General features: G+C 57.3%; 11 protein-coding genes. 9 read left to right on the top strand and 2 right to left on the bottom strand.

Translation table 11 applies throughout. From position 1 onward, the window contains the following. Window positions 1–17 precede the first annotated feature (17 nt). Complete coding sequence (gene ggt, locus K5554_RS03515) at window positions 18–1766, bottom strand: gamma-glutamyltransferase (protein WP_221039761.1); 1749 nt, start codon at window positions 1764–1766, stop codon at window positions 18–20. A gap of 259 nt (window positions 1767–2025) precedes the next feature. Between ggt and K5554_RS03510 the strand changes: the two genes are divergently transcribed. From K5554_RS03510 to K5554_RS03490, 5 genes are all read left to right on the top strand, one after another. Beyond that, window positions 2026–2283: a hypothetical protein gene (locus K5554_RS03510; RefSeq protein WP_221039760.1), complete on the top strand. Its 258-nt coding sequence runs from the start codon at window positions 2026–2028 to the stop codon at window positions 2281–2283. After that, window positions 2280–2612 carry a type II toxin-antitoxin system RelE/ParE family toxin gene (locus K5554_RS03505; protein WP_221039759.1) on the top strand — a complete coding sequence of 111 codons (333 nt, stop codon included), beginning with the start codon at window positions 2280–2282 and terminating at the stop codon, window positions 2610–2612. Before K5554_RS03510 ends, K5554_RS03505 begins: the two co-directional genes overlap by 4 nt. Before the next feature lie 320 nt (window positions 2613–2932). Then, on the top strand, window positions 2933–3970 hold the full coding sequence (locus tag K5554_RS03500) for a hypothetical protein (protein WP_221039758.1): 1038 nt from the start codon (window positions 2933–2935) through the stop codon (window positions 3968–3970). A 555-nt stretch (window positions 3971–4525) separates the two neighbouring features. Further along, window positions 4526–4984 (top strand): hypothetical protein, encoded by a 459-nt coding sequence (locus K5554_RS03495; RefSeq protein WP_221039757.1) that lies wholly within the window; start codon window positions 4526–4528, stop codon window positions 4982–4984. 239 nt (window positions 4985–5223) lie between these two features. Next, entirely contained in the window at window positions 5224–5709 is a 486-nt protein-coding gene (locus K5554_RS03490; protein ID WP_221039756.1) for an NAD(P)H-dependent oxidoreductase, read from the top strand. A 186-nt stretch (window positions 5710–5895) separates the two neighbouring features. Here the strand turns inward: K5554_RS03490 and K5554_RS03485 are convergent, their stop codons facing one another. After that, window positions 5896–6030 (bottom strand): GyrI-like domain-containing protein, encoded by a 135-nt coding sequence (locus tag K5554_RS03485; protein WP_255565576.1) that lies wholly within the window; start codon window positions 6028–6030, stop codon window positions 5896–5898. Window positions 6031–6159: 129 nt separating this feature from the next. On the opposite strand from K5554_RS03485, the gene K5554_RS03480 reads away from it, so the two are divergent. The 4 genes from K5554_RS03480 to K5554_RS03465 are packed head-to-tail and all read left to right on the top strand — an operon-like array spanning window position 6160 to window position 16741. Further along, window positions 6160–7902: an MrcB family domain-containing protein gene (locus K5554_RS03480; protein WP_221039754.1), complete on the top strand. Its 1743-nt coding sequence runs from the start codon at window positions 6160–6162 to the stop codon at window positions 7900–7902. A gap of 7 nt (window positions 7903–7909) precedes the next feature. Continuing rightward, window positions 7910–10345, top strand: coding sequence for a DUF2357 domain-containing protein (locus tag K5554_RS03475; RefSeq protein ID WP_221039753.1), 2436 nt, complete (start codon window positions 7910–7912; stop codon window positions 10343–10345). 43 nt (window positions 10346–10388) lie between these two features. Then, complete coding sequence (locus tag K5554_RS03470) at window positions 10389–13868, top strand: protein NO VEIN domain-containing protein (RefSeq protein ID WP_221039752.1); 3480 nt, start codon at window positions 10389–10391, stop codon at window positions 13866–13868. 53 nt (window positions 13869–13921) lie between these two features. Beyond that, window positions 13922–16741 carry a DUF1156 domain-containing protein gene (locus K5554_RS03465; RefSeq protein WP_221039751.1) on the top strand — a complete coding sequence of 940 codons (2820 nt, stop codon included), beginning with the start codon at window positions 13922–13924 and terminating at the stop codon, window positions 16739–16741.

Below are 16741 nucleotides of genomic sequence, written 5' to 3'. Positions count from 1 at the left end.
GTAATTCTCCTCCTGGTTTAGTAGCCTACGGCTTTGCCGTCGCGGCGGGGATCGGCGCCGCCGTGGAATTCACCCTTAGCCGTATCGAACAACACACCCTGGGCCCCACCGAAGTAAAGGTCGTATTCTTTCTTCACCGTAACCTTCTGGCCCTTGGCTTCCAAGGCCTGCCGGACCTGTTCGGGAATACGGCCTTCTACGTAAACGCTCTGGTTGTCCGCATGGATGCGGGCGGCCTCGATCGCTTCCTGAATCGACATACCGTGATCGATGATGTTGCTCAGAACCTGAGCCACCGCAGTGATGATACGCGGTCCCCCGGGTGAACCGACGCTGAGGAACGGCTTACCGTCCTTGAGAACCAAGGTCGGCGACATGCTGGAGAGTGGTTTCTTGCCCGGTCCGGGGGAATTCGCCCGGCCAGGTTCCACATCAAAGTCGTCCATTTCGTCGTTCAGCAGGAAGCCCAGCCCGGGCACCACCACGCCCGAACCAAAGAAGCACTCAATGGTCTGGGTCAAGGCCACCATGTTGCCTTCTTTATCGATGACGGAGAGGTGGGTGGTGTGCGCCCCCTCGTAAGCGCTGGGATCGCCGGCCGTCACCTCGGTGCCGGCTTTGTTGAGGTCGATGTCTTTCGCTCTTTCCTTGGCGTACTCCTTACTCAGCAATCCATCGAGCGGCACCTTGACCACGGCTGGATCGCCCATGTATTTGCCCCGATCGGCAAAGACGCGCCGGATCACTTCCGTCCAAAGCTGCAGTGCATCCGGCGTGTTGTGGCCGAGTTTCTTTACATCGTAATTTTCCAGCATGTTGAGGATCTCAATCACGTGTGTGCCGCCGGAGCTGGGCGGTGGCGAGGAAATTATCTCATAGCCGCGGTAGGTGCCGCTGACTGGTTTTCTAATGCTCGGTTGGTAAGCCGCTAAGTCGGCCTTGGTAATCAGGCCGCCGTTCGCGGCCATGTCCTTGGCAATGGCGTCTGCGATCTCGCCTTTGTAAAACACATCCGGGCCTTTGGCCGCAATCAGCCGCAGGGTCTTGGCATAATCTTTGTTTACCAGCTTGTCCCCAGCTTCGTACGGCAGACCGTCTTTTAAGTAAATCTTCGCCGTAGCCGGGAACTTGCTGATCTTGTCAAAGTTGTCTTTGATGATACCGCTCAAAGTCGCCGTTACGGTGATTCCTTCTTCCGCATACTTGATAGCCGGTTGCATTACGTCGGCAAGCTTCATGGTCCCGTATTTCTTGAGAGCCAGACTGAGACCCGCTACGTAACCCGGCACAGCCACCGCCTTGTACCCGATGTGATCGGCATCGTCCACGACTTTGCCGTCAACCACCTTATACATGTCGGGGGTGGCCTTCTGGGGGGCAACCTCACGATAGTCGATAACTACGGTCTCGCCGGTCTTGGCAAACCGTATCAGCATGAAGCCTCCACCGCCAAGGCCAGAGGCGTTGGGCTCTACGACGCTGACGGCAAGAGCAGTGGCCACGGCCGCATCAATGGCATTGCCGCCCTTTTTCAGTACCTCCACACCGGCTTCGGCCGCCAGCGGGTGCGCTGCCGCCACCATACCATTCTTACTTACGACTTCAACATTCTTAAGCGGTGGTGGCGCTGGTGATTCCGCCGGTTTCCGGGCCTCGGTTTGGGCCGGCGGCTGCGCTGGCGGTGGCGCCTTTGGAGTGCAACCAGCAACCAGGCTAACACTGAGCACCAGGGCCAGGAACGCGTTTATTGTCCGGAGCTTCTTCACAACTTCACCCTCCTTTCAGATTTGTTAGGGTATTGGCCACCGCAGGGCCGGAATCCTATTTTTTCTCATATTTCTCCGCAGGCCGGCGGGCAAACGACCGGTTTTCGCCTACGAGACTCACTGGAAAGGAGGAATTTCTGCGCCGGGGAACGGTCCGCGCCCGACAGCGGTACCATCGCCCGCCAGGAGGTATAGGCAGACGGCTGCGGTTGTAAGTTCCTAACGTCTCCACTATAATGGTGGGTGAGGAGGTGGTCCCATGCTCCCATCCCCCAAGGTAAGAAAGCACCTGACGGCTATCAAGAAAGACCGGTTAAGCCGGGAAGAGCTGCGCGAGCTGCTCAAGGTGATTGCCCGGGATTTTGATATTCCCGTTGAAATCGGCGATGAAGGTAGTGAGGGCGACTTTTGGCACCTGTCCCCCGAAGAAAGCCAGCGTTTCCAAGACCTCTTGGGCCGGGCGGCGGAAGACCTTAAGGAAAAGCGCTACACCGAGTACAGCAAGCCCCAGGTGTGAGTATGGGCAGGGAGATCAAGTTTCGCCGAACCTCGACCTACGATGAGGAGTTGGCTAACATCCGTGAGTTCAACCGGAAGCTGGCCGACCAGATCGAAGAGAAAAGGGAATACTTTGAGCGCTGCCTGACTACGCCGCCCTATCGTCCAACTCCCGGTCTAAACGTGGAAGCGCTGGAGGGGAAAGTCACCCGTCCCGAAGGGCTGAAAAAGTACCCCAAGCTGTATAGCTTCCGAGTGAACAAACAGGCACGGGTGATTTTCTGGTGGACCGAGGAAGGCGTGTGCGAATACCTTTTTCCTTTTGCCAAGCACTACACAAGAAGTTGACGCTTCCGCAGCGACCCCCGCTCAAGCTGCTCAACTTGATTCTAACACACCCGCCCCGTCATCTGCGGTCGGGGTTGGGTGTATTTTTTGTCCGCGCAAAGCTTCCCCGGCGCAGAAAAAGCAGCTCGATAAGCGGCTGCAGCCAAGAGAAGGCGGCGAAGGGTATAAAGGCACGAGCCTCGACGCCGAGGAGCAGGGCCGGGGTTAAGGCCGCGAAGGAAAACAAGCCTGCATGGTGAACTGTTATGGCAGCAGAACAAAACCCCTTGGACTAAGGCAAGGCATCCCCCAGAAAAGAACCATGTGAGGAGCGGAGCAAAATGAAGAGCATAGCGCCGGGGTTGGACGAGTATAGGGAGCTTTATCAGGCGGCCGAAGACTTCAAGCGGCTCGCGTGCTGGAATTGGCTGTCGGACATCGACATCTTTGGTGTGCAAGACCCAGTCAGCGGCGAGATCGGGTACGCCAGTGTGCTGGGCGCCGGCAAAGATATCTTCGGCCTGGCCTTCTACCTCGGCGAAGAAGGGTTGGCCTCACTGCTTAGGCTGCTGGACCAGGAGGAGAGAAGGATAGAAGATCCTGATCGAGGGCTGGACCAGAGATGCCTGCTCGTCTCCTTCGAAGATCGCGACCAACTGGCGAAAGAGGATCTGGAGACGATAAAGGCCTTGGGACTAAAATTCCGCGGTCGGAAGCAGTGGCCGTGCTTTCGCAGTTTCCGGCCCGGCTATCACCCCTGGTTCCTCGAGAAGGCCGAGGCGCAATTCTTGACTGTGGCCCTCAAGCAGGCGCAGGATGTGGCCTGCGCCTGCAGGGAGAACCCGAACTATCTCTTGACAGCGGAAGGTGAATACTTGGTACGGGTCCCTGAACGACAAGAAGGCGGGTTGAGTTGGAGCAGTAAACTGCTTCGTCCGCGCCCGGCCCCCATGGCAGAAATGAAACTGGCGGTAAACCGGGCACGGATACGAGCCGTCGAGGCGTCCTGTAAACTAGTCGACGCGGTTTGGGAGGTGGACGCCTCGCTCGCTCCCATCCCCATTCAAGAGGAAAAGGGCTCCCGACCTTACTATCCCCGCATTTTCCTTTGCGTCGATGCTCATAGCCGCCTCATCCTCAGCTATGATATGCTGCCGTCCGGAGACTTGCCGCGACAACTCCAATCGAGGTTTCTCGACCTCCTAGAACAGACCGGCGTCATTCCTCGGCTGGTAGGGACACAAAACTACGCCACCCGTGCAGCATTGGCACCACTGGCCGAAAAGTTGGGGTTTCGTCTATTGGCAGCGCGCGGCTTACCCGCCGTGGCGGCCATCCGGAAGGAAATTCTAAATGGCACCGGTGTAGAGCTGGTCTAAGCGTAAGGTGCAAGTTACCAGGAATCCATCGCGCACTACTAGTAGGAGGTGGCGGCCGTAACGATTTTTGTCTGTGGGACACTAATCCCTGATGCAGCTCTTCGTCTTTTCCGCTCTCCGGGGCGGCCTCGCTCTCTAGAAACTTCTTTAAGCGCACGAGGCTAAAACGCAGGTCCCGGCCTGGGTTTGTTTCCTCTAAAAAGGCACCGCCCTCGGCCTCATCTCTGGGCTTAGGCCTGACGCCGAGGAAGAGCCCCCCACCCCGGCCACACTGCTCTCGCTTGTCACAGAGCTTTTGGAGGGGTTGGTCAGCAAACAAGGTAAAGAAAAGCTCGATGAGCAGCAGGTAGATCATCGCTTGGTTGCGGTCACGGGAGGTCGAGCCAAGGCACCACAAGAGCCTCCTCGGATCTGGTAGACGTCCTGGCGCGCCATCCGTCTCTAGAGGCGGACTTTTCACAGAGAAGCTGGGAGCAGATTGTTCCGGCCCTGGGCGCGCTGAGCGACAGGACAATCCCCTTTTCCGTACCCCCCTATGCGGTGGTCAACGCCCTGGTGGACATGTGCCTGGCCAGCCGACAAACCTTCCGTGCCAACGCCTCGCCGGGTAGCCCCGAAAACTGGCTACAACTGCAGCTGTGGGACTTTATCCGGGAAAACGTCTGGGAGAGGGGCTATGAGGTCTTTCTAGAAGAGGTTAAGAAAGCGTTACAGGCTTGGGCGGAGGCCCACGCCGCTGCAGAACCGGAGCTAACAGAGTCGGTCGATTTCTTGCTTGGAAGCATTGGCAATGACATCCTTCGGTCGGAACAGCGCGCTCTGGAACTATTCTATCTGCAGGCGCTCGAGAACGTTCTGACCGCAGATCCGGCCGGCGGACTCTTGAGCGCCGATGGCCTTGCAGCTTACGCCCAAGAGCTGGTGGAGCGCGGCCAACCCGAAGGGGCCGCGCACGTACACGCAGCCATACAGCGGTGGTGGCAGGCTCTGAGTGGGCACACACCGGCTGAGTAGTGCTTAACAACAAGTTAAAATTATCTTACTTGCTATGTTCTTTCTAAACTGCTAGGATGGGACTGATGGTTGACGCGGATCCTGGGGAACGCTCTAGCGACAGGATAAGGAAAGTCGGCACCCTGGAACTTGAGACCGTTCAGACGCGGTGCGTAAAATGCGTTCAAGCGGAGCTTGTAAGCAGCCTAGGGGAGTCGTGGAAACCGGCGTGAAGAGCATACACGGCGGGAGGTGTTGTAATGAAAACCTTGGTAGTCTATTACTCACGCAGCGGGCACACCAAAAAGGCCGCCGAAAGGCTGGCGGCCGCGGTGGGTGCTGACCTGGAGGAGATTCAAGACCTCAACAACCATCAAGGACCGCTTGGCTTTCTTAAGGGTGGATATCAGGCCTTCACCGGCAAGAGCGCAGAAATCGGCAAGGTAAAGGCCGACCTCGATGCCTACGACCTTGTCGTCGTCGGCACACCCGTGTGGGCCGGCAAAATGAGCAGCCCGGTGCGGGCGTTTCTTACCCAATATGGGTCTAGGATTAAGCACGTCGCCTACCTCCTGACCCGCGCCGACCGCCGCAACGAATACCTGGGAATCTGCGCCGAGATGGACAGCCTAATCGGCCGCGCCCACCTGGCCGCCAAAAGCCTCTGCAGCAGCAGCCGGACGTTTCTCGAAGAGGTAGACGCTTTCGCCGCAGGACTGGGTCCAGGATCACCCACCAGCTGGTAACCCGAGTGATCGTGACGGCCCCGTGTTCCAGAACCTCTGAGACTGTGTGCCCCTGGGTGGCACATTGACCACGCTTTCTCCTTCGCCCTGGCGTCGTTGCCTCCCGTTGCGCCCAGGAGAGCACAAAATAGTGAGGAAAACCCCCGGGGACACTGTGCAAACCCAGTGCACCCCAGGGGTTGCCTTTTACTCTGCTCGTTCCACCGGTATCTGAATTTCCGTGACGAACTGCGCCGGGTCGCTCACGTCCGCCGGGCTCCGGAGGTAGTGTTCGCGCACCGGGCCGGCCACGCGGTAGCCGCTCGGCTCCAGCCAGGCCAGGATGGCGTGTAAGCCATGGGGCTTTCGCTCAGCCCTGCGTCAACAGTTGGGCAGGACTTTCCTACTGGGAAGTAGAATTGTACAATGATTGGTAAAAGGTAAAGAGTCAACCTTAGGAAGGCGAGTACAGTGGGATTAGCGGCGCTACTAGAACACCTAATGCAAAATTATGTTGGAGCCCAGGAGCAAAGTTTTGGGAAGCATCCACTGCATACCACCCTCCACCAGATTGAAGAGGAGCTAAAAGCCCTTCCTGCCGTGCGTAATTATCCCGAGCTAAAAGTCAAGGGCTCGCTCGGCCAAGGCAACTGGGCCACCATCCCTTGGATCGCCTTTTTAGATTCACGGGTTGCTCCTTCGATGCAGAACGGCGTGTACGTGGTGTTTTTGTTTGCAGCCGATATGACGCGCGTCTACCTGACTCTTAATCAGGGAGTTACAGAGGTGTATGACCAGCTGGGCGCCAAGGAAGCCAAGCCAGCCCTGCGCAGCCGAGCTGAGGCTCTTCGGCAGCGTCCAGACATACGCAGTTTACCTGGCTTTCAGCTGAACTGGGACATCAATCTTGGAGCAGTTAAGGGAACTGGTGCCAGATACGTGGATTCAACCATAGCCTACAAAGCGTACGAACGTACAGCTCTACCCACGGATGACAGCCTGGCAAAGGATTTAGAAGCCCTCCTTCGCGTGTACCGCGCGTACGCGATCGAAACAAGCACCGCTGCGACCTCTGCTCCTACCATTGATCTGCCTCCGAACAAGGTGGAAGGGCCAGGTGAGCTTCCTTTGGAGCAACTGATTACGCAAGCACACCAACGCATTACGAGGCAGGGGTTCTTCTACCCACCGGAAGAGTTCGCAGCCTTCTGTGTATCCCTAAAAAGCAAGCCTTTTGTGCTCTTGGCCGGTATCTCAGGCACCGGGAAGACCCGCTTGGTTGAGCTGCTGGCGCACCAGTTTGGCGCACACGAATATACAATTGCCGTTCGACCTGATTGGAGTGACAGTACAGACCTTTTAGGCTACCGGGACCTACAGGGTCACTTTCGGCCGGGCCCTTTGTTGGAGATTCTGAGGGATGCCAACGCTCACCCGGACCTGCCCTACTTTATTTGTCTTGACGAAATGAACCTGGCCCGAGTAGAGCATTACTTTGCTGAGTTCCTAAGCATAATTGAGAAGCGTAACCGTCAGCATGGAAAGGTTGTAACCCCGCCAGTGCTGGCGGAATTTACAGAAGCTCCTTGGTCGAAGGTCTACGTTTCCGATAACGTGTTTTTTATCGGTACTGTCAACATGGACGAAACCACCCATCCGTTCAGCCGTAAAGTCTTGGATCGGGCTAACGTGTTTGAGTTTAACCATGTCAATCTAAGCTATCATGCAGGTCCTGGCACGGAGCCGGTGGCCAGTGAGCCGTTGGATTGGCACCCCCTGCGTCCAGTGTTTTGTCGCCTGCCAGAGTTCTATGACCAAGCGCCGGCCTTGTTCGAGCAGACCATCGCTTCTCTTGAGCAGGTAAATGCCATCCTCGAACCAGGTTATTTTCAGGTTGGTTACCGCGTGCGGGATGAGGTCTGTTTATTCCTTTTGCATGCGCGGGAAGCAGGGTTGGAATATGACCTGAGCTTCGACATGCAACTCCAGAGCAAGATTCTTCCTCGGGTACAGGGTAGTTCAAGCACCACTCGGCAGGTTCTCGTTGGTCTGTGGAATTGGACAACCGGTGTCACGGTTTCTGAAGACGATCCCGATCTGGTAGCCAAGGTCGCCGAACCCCCCGAAGATGCACGCTACCCAAGGACGGCCCGGAAAATCGGCGTTATGCTTCGCCGTTTCGAAGAAGAAGGATACACATCGTACTGGATGTGAAACGCATATGAGTGCCAACCTTGTCACCGTGGAAACCGACTGCTTCGATCTCGTCCTCAAGGGTCCGAAACCCGAAGAGGTGTTGCAGTATGTTCCAGCTTTGCAGGCAGGAGCCGTGGCTAAAACAGTTATCCGTGGTAGGTACAACCACCTGGAAATCTACCACAGCGAGCTGGGAGAACAGCTTTCAGTGCAAGCGCACCCACCGCTCTTTTTTGAGCAACAGAATTACGAACTAATCATAGCAACAAAAAAGGCCGGCCAGTTCGGCGTTTGGCACGAAAACCCGCTATTAAGAGCTGCTGTCCGTCCTGTGGATCGTCAAGGCAAGGTTTACTCAGCCGTCATCAACTTTGGCAGTGAAGTGGGCAGTTCGGAATTCGTCTTTTTATGGGACAAGCGCCAGGTGCTCAGTATCTCTGTCGAGGTCTTTCCCACGAAAATTGATTATCGCTTGGACTACGAGCAAATGGTTCAGGAAGTCTACTCTGAGGTGTTAGGCCTGGTTTTTAACTTCTTGACTAAGACTTTTCGCCCGGTTTCCTCGCAGAAGAGCGGCCACTCTCCTACTGATGTTGAGTGGATCTCTACCTTGCGATACTTGCTTAAAGACCTGGAAGTGGCAGTTCGCACGGTTGCAAATCACCCGCACCATTCTCTAGCGGTTAACGAGCATTTCCGCCGGATAGACCAAGTTCGGCGACCTGGTAAGTCAGCTTTGCGCTGGTTGAGACACCATCCTGAGCAGTGGGAAGCAATTAACGGAAAACCCTCTCGACCAGATTCCGCTTGGAAGTTCCCCGCCGCCGAAAAGCAGGTCACGTACGATACTCCCGAAAATCGCTTCGTACGCTGGGTCCTGGAACAAACCCTCAAGCATCTAAAGCGCCTGGAACAGAAATACCAGGGCTCACCTTACCCTAACCCGGCTGTGAATGAGGTATTGGCCGAGTTTGCGACCAGGATAAAACGGCTACTGCAGTTGAAATTCTTGAGAAATGTAGGAACCTGGCATCCCGGCTACAGTCCGTCCCTGGTCTTGCAGTTCGGTCCCGGGTATCGAGAAGTTTTTCGTGCCCACCTTCTTCTTCTGCGGGGTTTAAACATAAAGGGCGCGGCTTTGCGGGTGGGGCTGAAATCAATTCATGAGCTTTATGAGTACTGGTGTTTCCTGAGGCTCAGGGAAATCCTGGCGCATTACTGCCGGTTGCAGTCGCAAGACATCATCCGGGTTGAGAGCACGGGTGTTGCGTTAGTACTAAAGAAAGGAAGAGCCAGCTGCGTAACCTATAAGGCACCGGATGGAGCAACCATCGAGCTCGGTTACAATGCCTATCCCGACATTCAATCGCCAACCACACCCCAACAGCCGGATATGCTACTAACGATAGACCGTAAAACGCCGGGCGGGCACCATCGTTACATCCTAGACGCTAAGTATAGGCTTGATGCAACGCCGGACTATGTAAAAAGGTACAGTGCACCGGGGCCAAAGGAAGAGGACGTCAATACTATGCACAGATACCGCGATGCCTTCCTGGCCGGCGACCCCTCTACCCAGGTGTATACCCGGGACGCGCTAGGCGCGTGTATTCTTTTCCCTTGGCGCGGTGAATTCGTGCAGCACCACTTCTTTCGCAGCCTTGAGAAAGTGGGCATCGGGGCCCTCCCTTTCTTGCCTGGGGCTACGGACTTAGTCGAAGCTTTCCTGAGAAAGCTGCTTGAGTGGCCCAACGTGGCCCATATGGACCATGCCATCTTTCCGCGGGACCACGATGTTTTCTGGGGAAGGCGGTATCGGAACAACCCGGTCCTCGTTGGGACACTCGGCCGCGACAAGCGGCCCGAACGTCTGGCGTTTGCTCGTCGCGTAGGTTACTACCACATCCCTGTTGACAAGTTCTCCGCTGCCAGGCTTGGTTTTGAGTACGTGGCGTTCTTTGCAGATGGGTGTATTAAACAGTTTGCCCAGACAGGAGAAACTACCGTGGTCCATGAGAAAGATCTTCCGCAGATTACTGAGCTGCGTCCCCTGCATGGCGATGGGGAAAGGCTTTATTACAAAATAAGCCTGCTACCCGATAGTTGGCAGGAGCTCCCTAAACCCATAACCAACCCATTGCGGCGCCGGTTTGACTTTATCACCACCACTTTGGAAGCCCTCCTGACAGCACAAACCATTGACGAACTGCGACTGAAACGGGAGACAGAACGACGACTGGTAGAAGCACTAAGGGTAATGGGCATAAAGTACAAAGTAGTAGACACCGGTGACAGTCGCTGGGAATTACACCTCTTGGGCCGGAACATACGAGTCCGACCGCAAATAACTACCGACGGCTTGGAGATCTGGAACGAAGGCGCCACAGCCCCACACCGTGTCCCGGGTAGTGTCATTAGGCAAAGACCGGAATATGTCGTTGAGATGATGAACAAGGGATAATCAGCTGCTTCATAAGAGCTTAAGCCGCGAGGGGGTAGCCACTATGGCCCGTCTGGAAGATTTGACCCAGGGTGCCACAGTTAGGGGAGTACTGCCGGACCGCGCGGTGACGGTAGTCGACGTTAAATGGTATGGGGACTCTGTTATTGACCTTACTTATAAAGATACTGCCGGGCGCCTGGGCAGCCAACTGCTTTATCGTGACAATGAGCCCGCCCTTGAAATTGTCACTGAGGGTCGCCTGTGGAGCTTTGCTGCCGACGGCGAGCTTCTCCGGCTGGTTTCCGAGGCGTATCGTATCCGCTTGGGCTACTTATTCGACCCGTACTTGGCGGTACATACTTCCCTTGTAGAGCCACTGCCTCACCAGATAACAGCCGTTTACGGCGAAATGCTCAGCCGACAGCCGCTGCGTTTCCTCTTGGCCGACGACCCCGGCGCCGGTAAGACCATTATGACCGGCCTCTTTATCAAAGAGCTGGTGCTGCGGGGCGACCTGCACCGGTGTCTCATTGTCTGTCCTGGCAATCTAGCCGAACAGTGGCAGGATGAAATGAGTCAGCGCTTTCACCTGCCCTTTGAGATTCTCACCAACGATCGAATTGAAGCAGCGCACACCGGCAATATTTTCTTGGAGTTGCCGCTCTGCATTGCCCGCCTGGATAAGCTCGCGCGCAACGAAGACCTCCAAGCCAAGCTGGAACAGACCGATTGGGACCTGATCGTCTGCGACGAGGCCCATAAAATGTCAGCCAGTTTTTTCGGCGGTGAGGTCAAGTACACCAAGCGTTACCGCTTGGGCCAACTGCTGTCCCGCATTACCCGCCATTTCCTCTTACTTACCGCTACTCCCCACAACGGCAAAGAGGAAGACTTCCAGCTCTTTATGGCCCTTCTCGATGGCGATCGGTTCGAGGGGCGTTTTCGGGACGGCGTCCATACGGTGGATGCCTCTGATCTGATGCGTCGGTTAGTCAAGGAAGAACTGTACCGCTTCGACGGCACGCCGCTCTTCCCGGAGCGCATTGCTTACACGGTGAACTACAGCCTTTCCGACGCTGAGGCCGCCCTCTACAAGGAGGTCACCGAGTACGTGCGCGAGGAGTTCAACCGTGCCGACGCGCTGGAGAATGAAGGCCACAAAGGTACCGTGGGCTTTGCCCTGACCATACTGCAGCGGCGCTTGGCCTCCTCGCCCGAGGCCATTTACCAGTCTCTTCGGCGTCGCCGTCTGCGTCTGGAGGAACGTTTGCAAGAAGAAAAGCTCCTTAGGCGGGGAGCTCGGGTCCAAGCAGCGCAGACCTTGTCCCTGGACGATATCGAGGATCTGGAAGATGCACCCGGTGCCGAACTGGAGGAAACCGAGGAGACGGTAGTCGATCAGGCCACGGCGGCCCGGACCATTGCGGAATTGGAAGCGGAAATCGCAACACTTAGGCGCTTGGAAAGACAGGCTTATCAGTTGCGAGCCAGTGGAACAGATCGGAAATGGGATGAGCTCTCCAAACTCTTACAGAACAACGCGGAGATGTTCGACGCTTCCGGTACCCGCCGCAAGCTGGTCATCTTTACGGAGCACCGCGATACCTTGAATTACCTGGCCGAGCGCATCCGCAGCCTTCTCGGCAAGGGTGAAGCTGTGGTTACCATTCAGGGCGGCATGGGCCGTGAAGAGCGGCGGAAGGCACAAGAGGCCTTCTCACAGGATAAGGAAGTTATGATTCTCGTAGCCACCGATGCCGCCGGTGAAGGTATCAACCTGCAGCGTGCCCACCTGATGGTCAACTACGACCTGCCTTGGAATCCGAATCGGCTGGAACAGCGCTTCGGCCGCATCCACCGTATCGGCCAAAACGAGGTTTGTCACCTGTGGAATCTGGTGGCGGCGGAAACACGGGAGGGTGAGGTTTTCCACCGCCTCTTTTCTAAGCTGGAAGAGGAGCGCAGGGCTTTAGGTGGCCGGGTGTTTGACGTCCTGGGTAGAGTGACCTTCGATAACCGGCCGTTGCGCGACCTACTTCTTGAGGCCATCCGTTACGGTGAGCGGCCCGAGGTGCGTGCGCGCCTCCACCGAGTGGTGGATAACGCCTTCGACCGCAACCACCTGCGCCGGCTCCTGGAGGAGCGCGCCCTGGTGCGGGATAGCATGGACGTGCGCCGTGTCCAGGAGATCCGCGAGGAAATGGAGCGTCTGGAGGCCCGGCGGCTGCAGCCGCACTTTATCGCCTCGTTCTTCATGAAGGCCTTCACCCTGCTCGGCGGCAGCATCCGCGAGCGCGAACCCAAACGCTATGAGATCACCCATGTGCCACTGGCGATACGGAACCGGGACCGCCTTATCGGTACCGGCGAGCCGGTACTCCCCCGCTACGAACGGGTTACCTTTGAGAAGGAACTAATCACGGTAAGCGGTAAGCCTCTGGCGGCCTTTCTCTGTCCCGGTCATCCCCTCCTGGACGCCACCATTGATCTAATTCTCGAGCGTTACCGCGAACTGCTCAAACAGGGAGCCGTGTTGCTGGATCCCAGCGATCCGGGTGAAGAGGTCAGAGCCCTCTTTTACATCGAACACACCATACAAGATGGCCGCCTGGATAAAGCCGGCAACCGCCGGGTGGCCTCCCGCCAGCTGCAGTTTGTGGAGGTAGACTCTGAGGGTAAAGCGCACTCAGCCGGGTACGCGCCCTATCTGGATTACCGAGCGCTGAGTGAAGAAGAACGCCTACTCGTCCAGCCTGTACTCGAAAAAAGCTGGTTGAGCCGGGACCTGGAGGCTGCAGCCACAGCTTATGCCATTAAGGAGCTCGTCCCTAGCCACCTGCAGGCAATCAAGAGCCGTCGAGAAGAACTGGTAACCAAGACCATGGCGGCCGTCAAGGACCGTCTCTCTAAGGAGATCGCCTATTGGGACCACCGGGCGGCTGAGCTTAAGGCCCAGGAAGAGGCGGGCAAAGTCAATGCGCGTATTAACTCGGCCAAGGCGTCCCAGCGCGCCGATGAGCTGACCGCTCGCTTGGAGAAACGCATGGCTGAGCTTGAACAGGAACGGCACCTGGCACCGCTGGCACCGGTGGTGATCGGCAGTGCGCTCATTGTTCCCCAGGGCCTGATCGCCCGGCTGAAGGGTGCGCAAACCTCCCCGGCTATGTTTGCTTTAGAAACCCGCGAGGTGGAACGCATAGCCATGGCGGCCGTAATGGCCGAGGAGAGGCGCCTGGGTTATGAGCCGTGTGACGTCAGCGCTGAAAAGTGCGGGTACGACATCGAGTCGCGCGTACCAGGCACCGGAAAACTGCGCTTTATCGAGGTAAAAGGGCGGAGAAAAGGCGCTACCACCGTTACCGTGACCAAGAACGAGATCCTGACCGCCCTCAACAAACCGGACGACTACATCCTGGCCATTGTCGAGGTAGACGGAGAGCAAGGCCGGCCCATTTATGTCCCCTGCCCCTTCCGGCGGGAGCCGGATTTTGCCGTCACCAGCGTCAACTACGATGTAAGAGAGCTTATTGGCAAGGGGTAGCTAGTGAATACTGCCGCCGGCTGCTAGCAGCTATTAGGGAGGAATAGCACACTATGACAACGCACAAGAAGCTCATAGAAGTAGCCCTGCCCCTTGAGGCCATAAACAAAGAGTCGGCCCGGGAAAAATCAATCCGCCACGGGCATCCGTCCACGCTCCACCTTTGGTGGTCTCGCAAACCGCTTGCCGCCTGCCGGGCAGTTCTTTTCGCCTCGTTGGTAGATGACCCCTCCAGCCGCCCCGACGAGTTCCCTACGGAAGAAGCACAGAAAGCCGAGCGGCAACGTCTCTTCCGCCTTATCGAGGAACTAGTGAAGTGGGAGAACTCGAATAACGAAGAGGTGCTGGCTAAGGCAAGGGCGGAGATTCTAAAGTCCACCGGCGGCAATCCGCCGCCAGTGCTCGACCCCTTCTGTGGGGGCGGGTCCATTCCCCTCGAAGCCCAGAGGTTGGGTCTGGAGGCGCATGCCGGTGACCTTAACCCGGTGGCGGTGTTAATTACCAAAGCTTTAATTGAGATTCCGCCCAAATTCGCCGGCCGCCCACCTGTGAACCCGGAGGCACGGCGTAAGATCGGGCACCAGGTGGAGTGGCCCGGTGCCGCGGGCCTGGCCGAAGACGTGCGCTACTACGGGCAGTGGATGCGGGACGAAGCGGAGCAGCGCATCGGGCATTTGTACCCGAAGGTGAAGCTGCCCCCCGAATACGGCGGGGGCGAAGCCACCGTAATCGCCTGGCTCTGGGCACGGACCGTAAAGTGTCCCAACCCGGCCTGCGGGACAGAGATGCCATTGGCTAGTAAGTTTTGGCTTTCGAAGAAGCGTGGGAAAGAGGCGTGGGTGGAACCGACTCCAGATTCCATGTCCCAGCGGGTTCGCTTTGAAGTCAAGACGGGAAAAGGTAAGCCGCTGGAGGGCACAGTGAACCGCCGTGGCGCTACCTGCATTTGCTGTGGTACCCCAGTACCCTTCGACTACATTCGCAGTGAAGGCCGCGCCGGCCGCATGGGCGCGCAGCTCATGGCCATTGTGGCCGAGGGCCCGCACGGGCGGGTGTATTTGCCGGCAAACGAGGAGCACATGAGGGCCGCTGAAGAAGCGAAGCCGAAGTGGAGGCCTGAGATGGAGTTGCCTCACAATCCAAGGGACTTCAAGACACCAAATTACGGTATGCAGACTTTCAGAGACCTTTTCACCCACCGTCAGTTGGTTGCCCTTGCTACCTTCAGTGATTTGGTGGAAGAAACCTGGGAGAGTGTGCGCCGGGATGGGGTCGTCGCTGGTATGCCCGACGATGGTATTACCCTTGCTGCCGGCGGCACGGGTGCCACGGCATATGCCGACGCGGTAGCAACATACCTGGGTTTGTGCATTGATCGCCTGGCAGATAGGAGCTCTACTATAGCAACTTGGGATGTAACTCGTGACAATATCCGAAATACCTTCGCCCGTCAAGCCATCCCGATGACCTGGGACTTTGCTGAAACCAATCCCTTCAGTTCATCCACAGGAAATTTCCTGGGCGCGGTTGACTGGGTTTCTGAAGTCATAGCGGGGCTACCTGCTACCGCACCCGGCGCATGCAGTCAGCGCGACGCTACCGCTGGTATTAACGGCGTCACGGCTCCCGTGGTATCTACCGACCCACCTTACTACGACAATATCGGTTATGCCGATCTCAGCGATTTCTTCTACGTTTGGCTGCGCCGGTCTTTGCGCGAAGTCTACCCGGACTTATTCAACACTTTGCTTGTGCCTAAGACCGGGGAGTTAGTGGCTACTCCCTACCGTTTCGGGGGAGATAGGAATAAGGCACGGCAGTTTTTTGAAGGTGGGCTGGGACAGGCTTTTGCTCATATGAGGAAGGCCGGCAACGCTGACTTTCCTGTAACCGTCTACTATGCCTTCAGGCAAACCGAGGCGGACACCGATGACGCGAACGAAGGCAATGAAGATCCCCGTGTGGCGTCAACTGGCTGGGAGACCATGCTTGAAGGGTTACTGAGGGCCCAATTCACCATAACCGGAACCTGGCCCATGCGCAGTGAAATGAGCAACCGCCCTGTGGCCAACGGCACCAATGCTCTCGCTTCTTCCATTGTCCTCGTCTGCCGTCCGCGCCCGTCTGACGTGCCGCCGGCCACGCGCCGGGAGTTCCTTGCGGCCCTGCGGCGCGAACTACCCTTAGCACTGAAGAAGCTACAGGAGGGCAACATCGCGCCCGTGGACCTGGCGCAGGCAGCCATCGGCCCAGGCATGGCCGTCTTCTCCCGTTATTCCAAGGTGCTCGAGGCCGACGGCACACCCATGCCGGTGCGGACGGCATTGCAGATTATCAATCAGGAACTGGATGCCTTCTTCGCCGTTCAGGAAGGTGACCTGGACGCCGATACCCGCTTCTGCCTGGCCTGGTACGAGCAGTACGGCCTACAAGAGGCCCCGTATGGCGAGGCGGACGTGCTGGCACGGGCCAAGAATACTACCGTAGACCGATTGGTGGAGCAGGGAGTGCTCCAGGCAGCCAAGGGAAAAGTGTCTTTGCTTCCCCGCGCAGGACTCGATCCGGCCTGGAAGCCGACGCTGCACCATGGCTTGAGCGTCTGGCTTTGTACCCAGCACTTGGTGCGCCGCCTCCAGGCCGGTGGCGAGGAGAAGACGGCGAGGCTAAGCCTGGACCTAGGCACCGCACGAAGCGAAGCCTGCAAGGCGCTGGCCTACCGCCTCTACACCACAGCAGAACGCCACGGCTGGACGGAAGAAGCACTGGCCTACAACACCCTGGTGGTTTCTTGGCCGGCAATCCAGGAAAAGGCGGCGGCGATCGCCGCCGCACCAACGGTACAGTTAGGTTTTCTTGCCGAGGAGGGGGAGTAG

It is taken from the genome of Gelria sp. Kuro-4 (genome assembly GCF_019668485.1).
Taxonomy (GTDB): domain Bacteria; phylum Bacillota; class DTU030; order DUMP01; family DUMP01; genus DUMP01.
This window is presented reverse-complemented; position numbering and strand designations above follow the sequence as displayed.

Coding starts and splice junctions, on each gene's coding strand:
- K5554_RS03510 (WP_221039760.1), top strand. CDS start 2,026: ATGCTCCCATCCCCCAAGGTAAGAAAGCACCTGACGGCTATCAAGAAA.
- K5554_RS03500 (WP_221039758.1), top strand. CDS start 2,933: ATGAAGAGCATAGCGCCGGGGTTGGACGAGTATAGGGAGCTTTATCAG.
- K5554_RS03490 (WP_221039756.1), top strand. CDS start 5,224: ATGAAAACCTTGGTAGTCTATTACTCACGCAGCGGGCACACCAAAAAG.
- K5554_RS03475 (WP_221039753.1), top strand. CDS start 7,910: ATGAGTGCCAACCTTGTCACCGTGGAAACCGACTGCTTCGATCTCGTC.
- K5554_RS03470 (WP_221039752.1), top strand. CDS start 10,389: ATGGCCCGTCTGGAAGATTTGACCCAGGGTGCCACAGTTAGGGGAGTA.
- K5554_RS03465 (WP_221039751.1), top strand. CDS start 13,922: ATGACAACGCACAAGAAGCTCATAGAAGTAGCCCTGCCCCTTGAGGCC.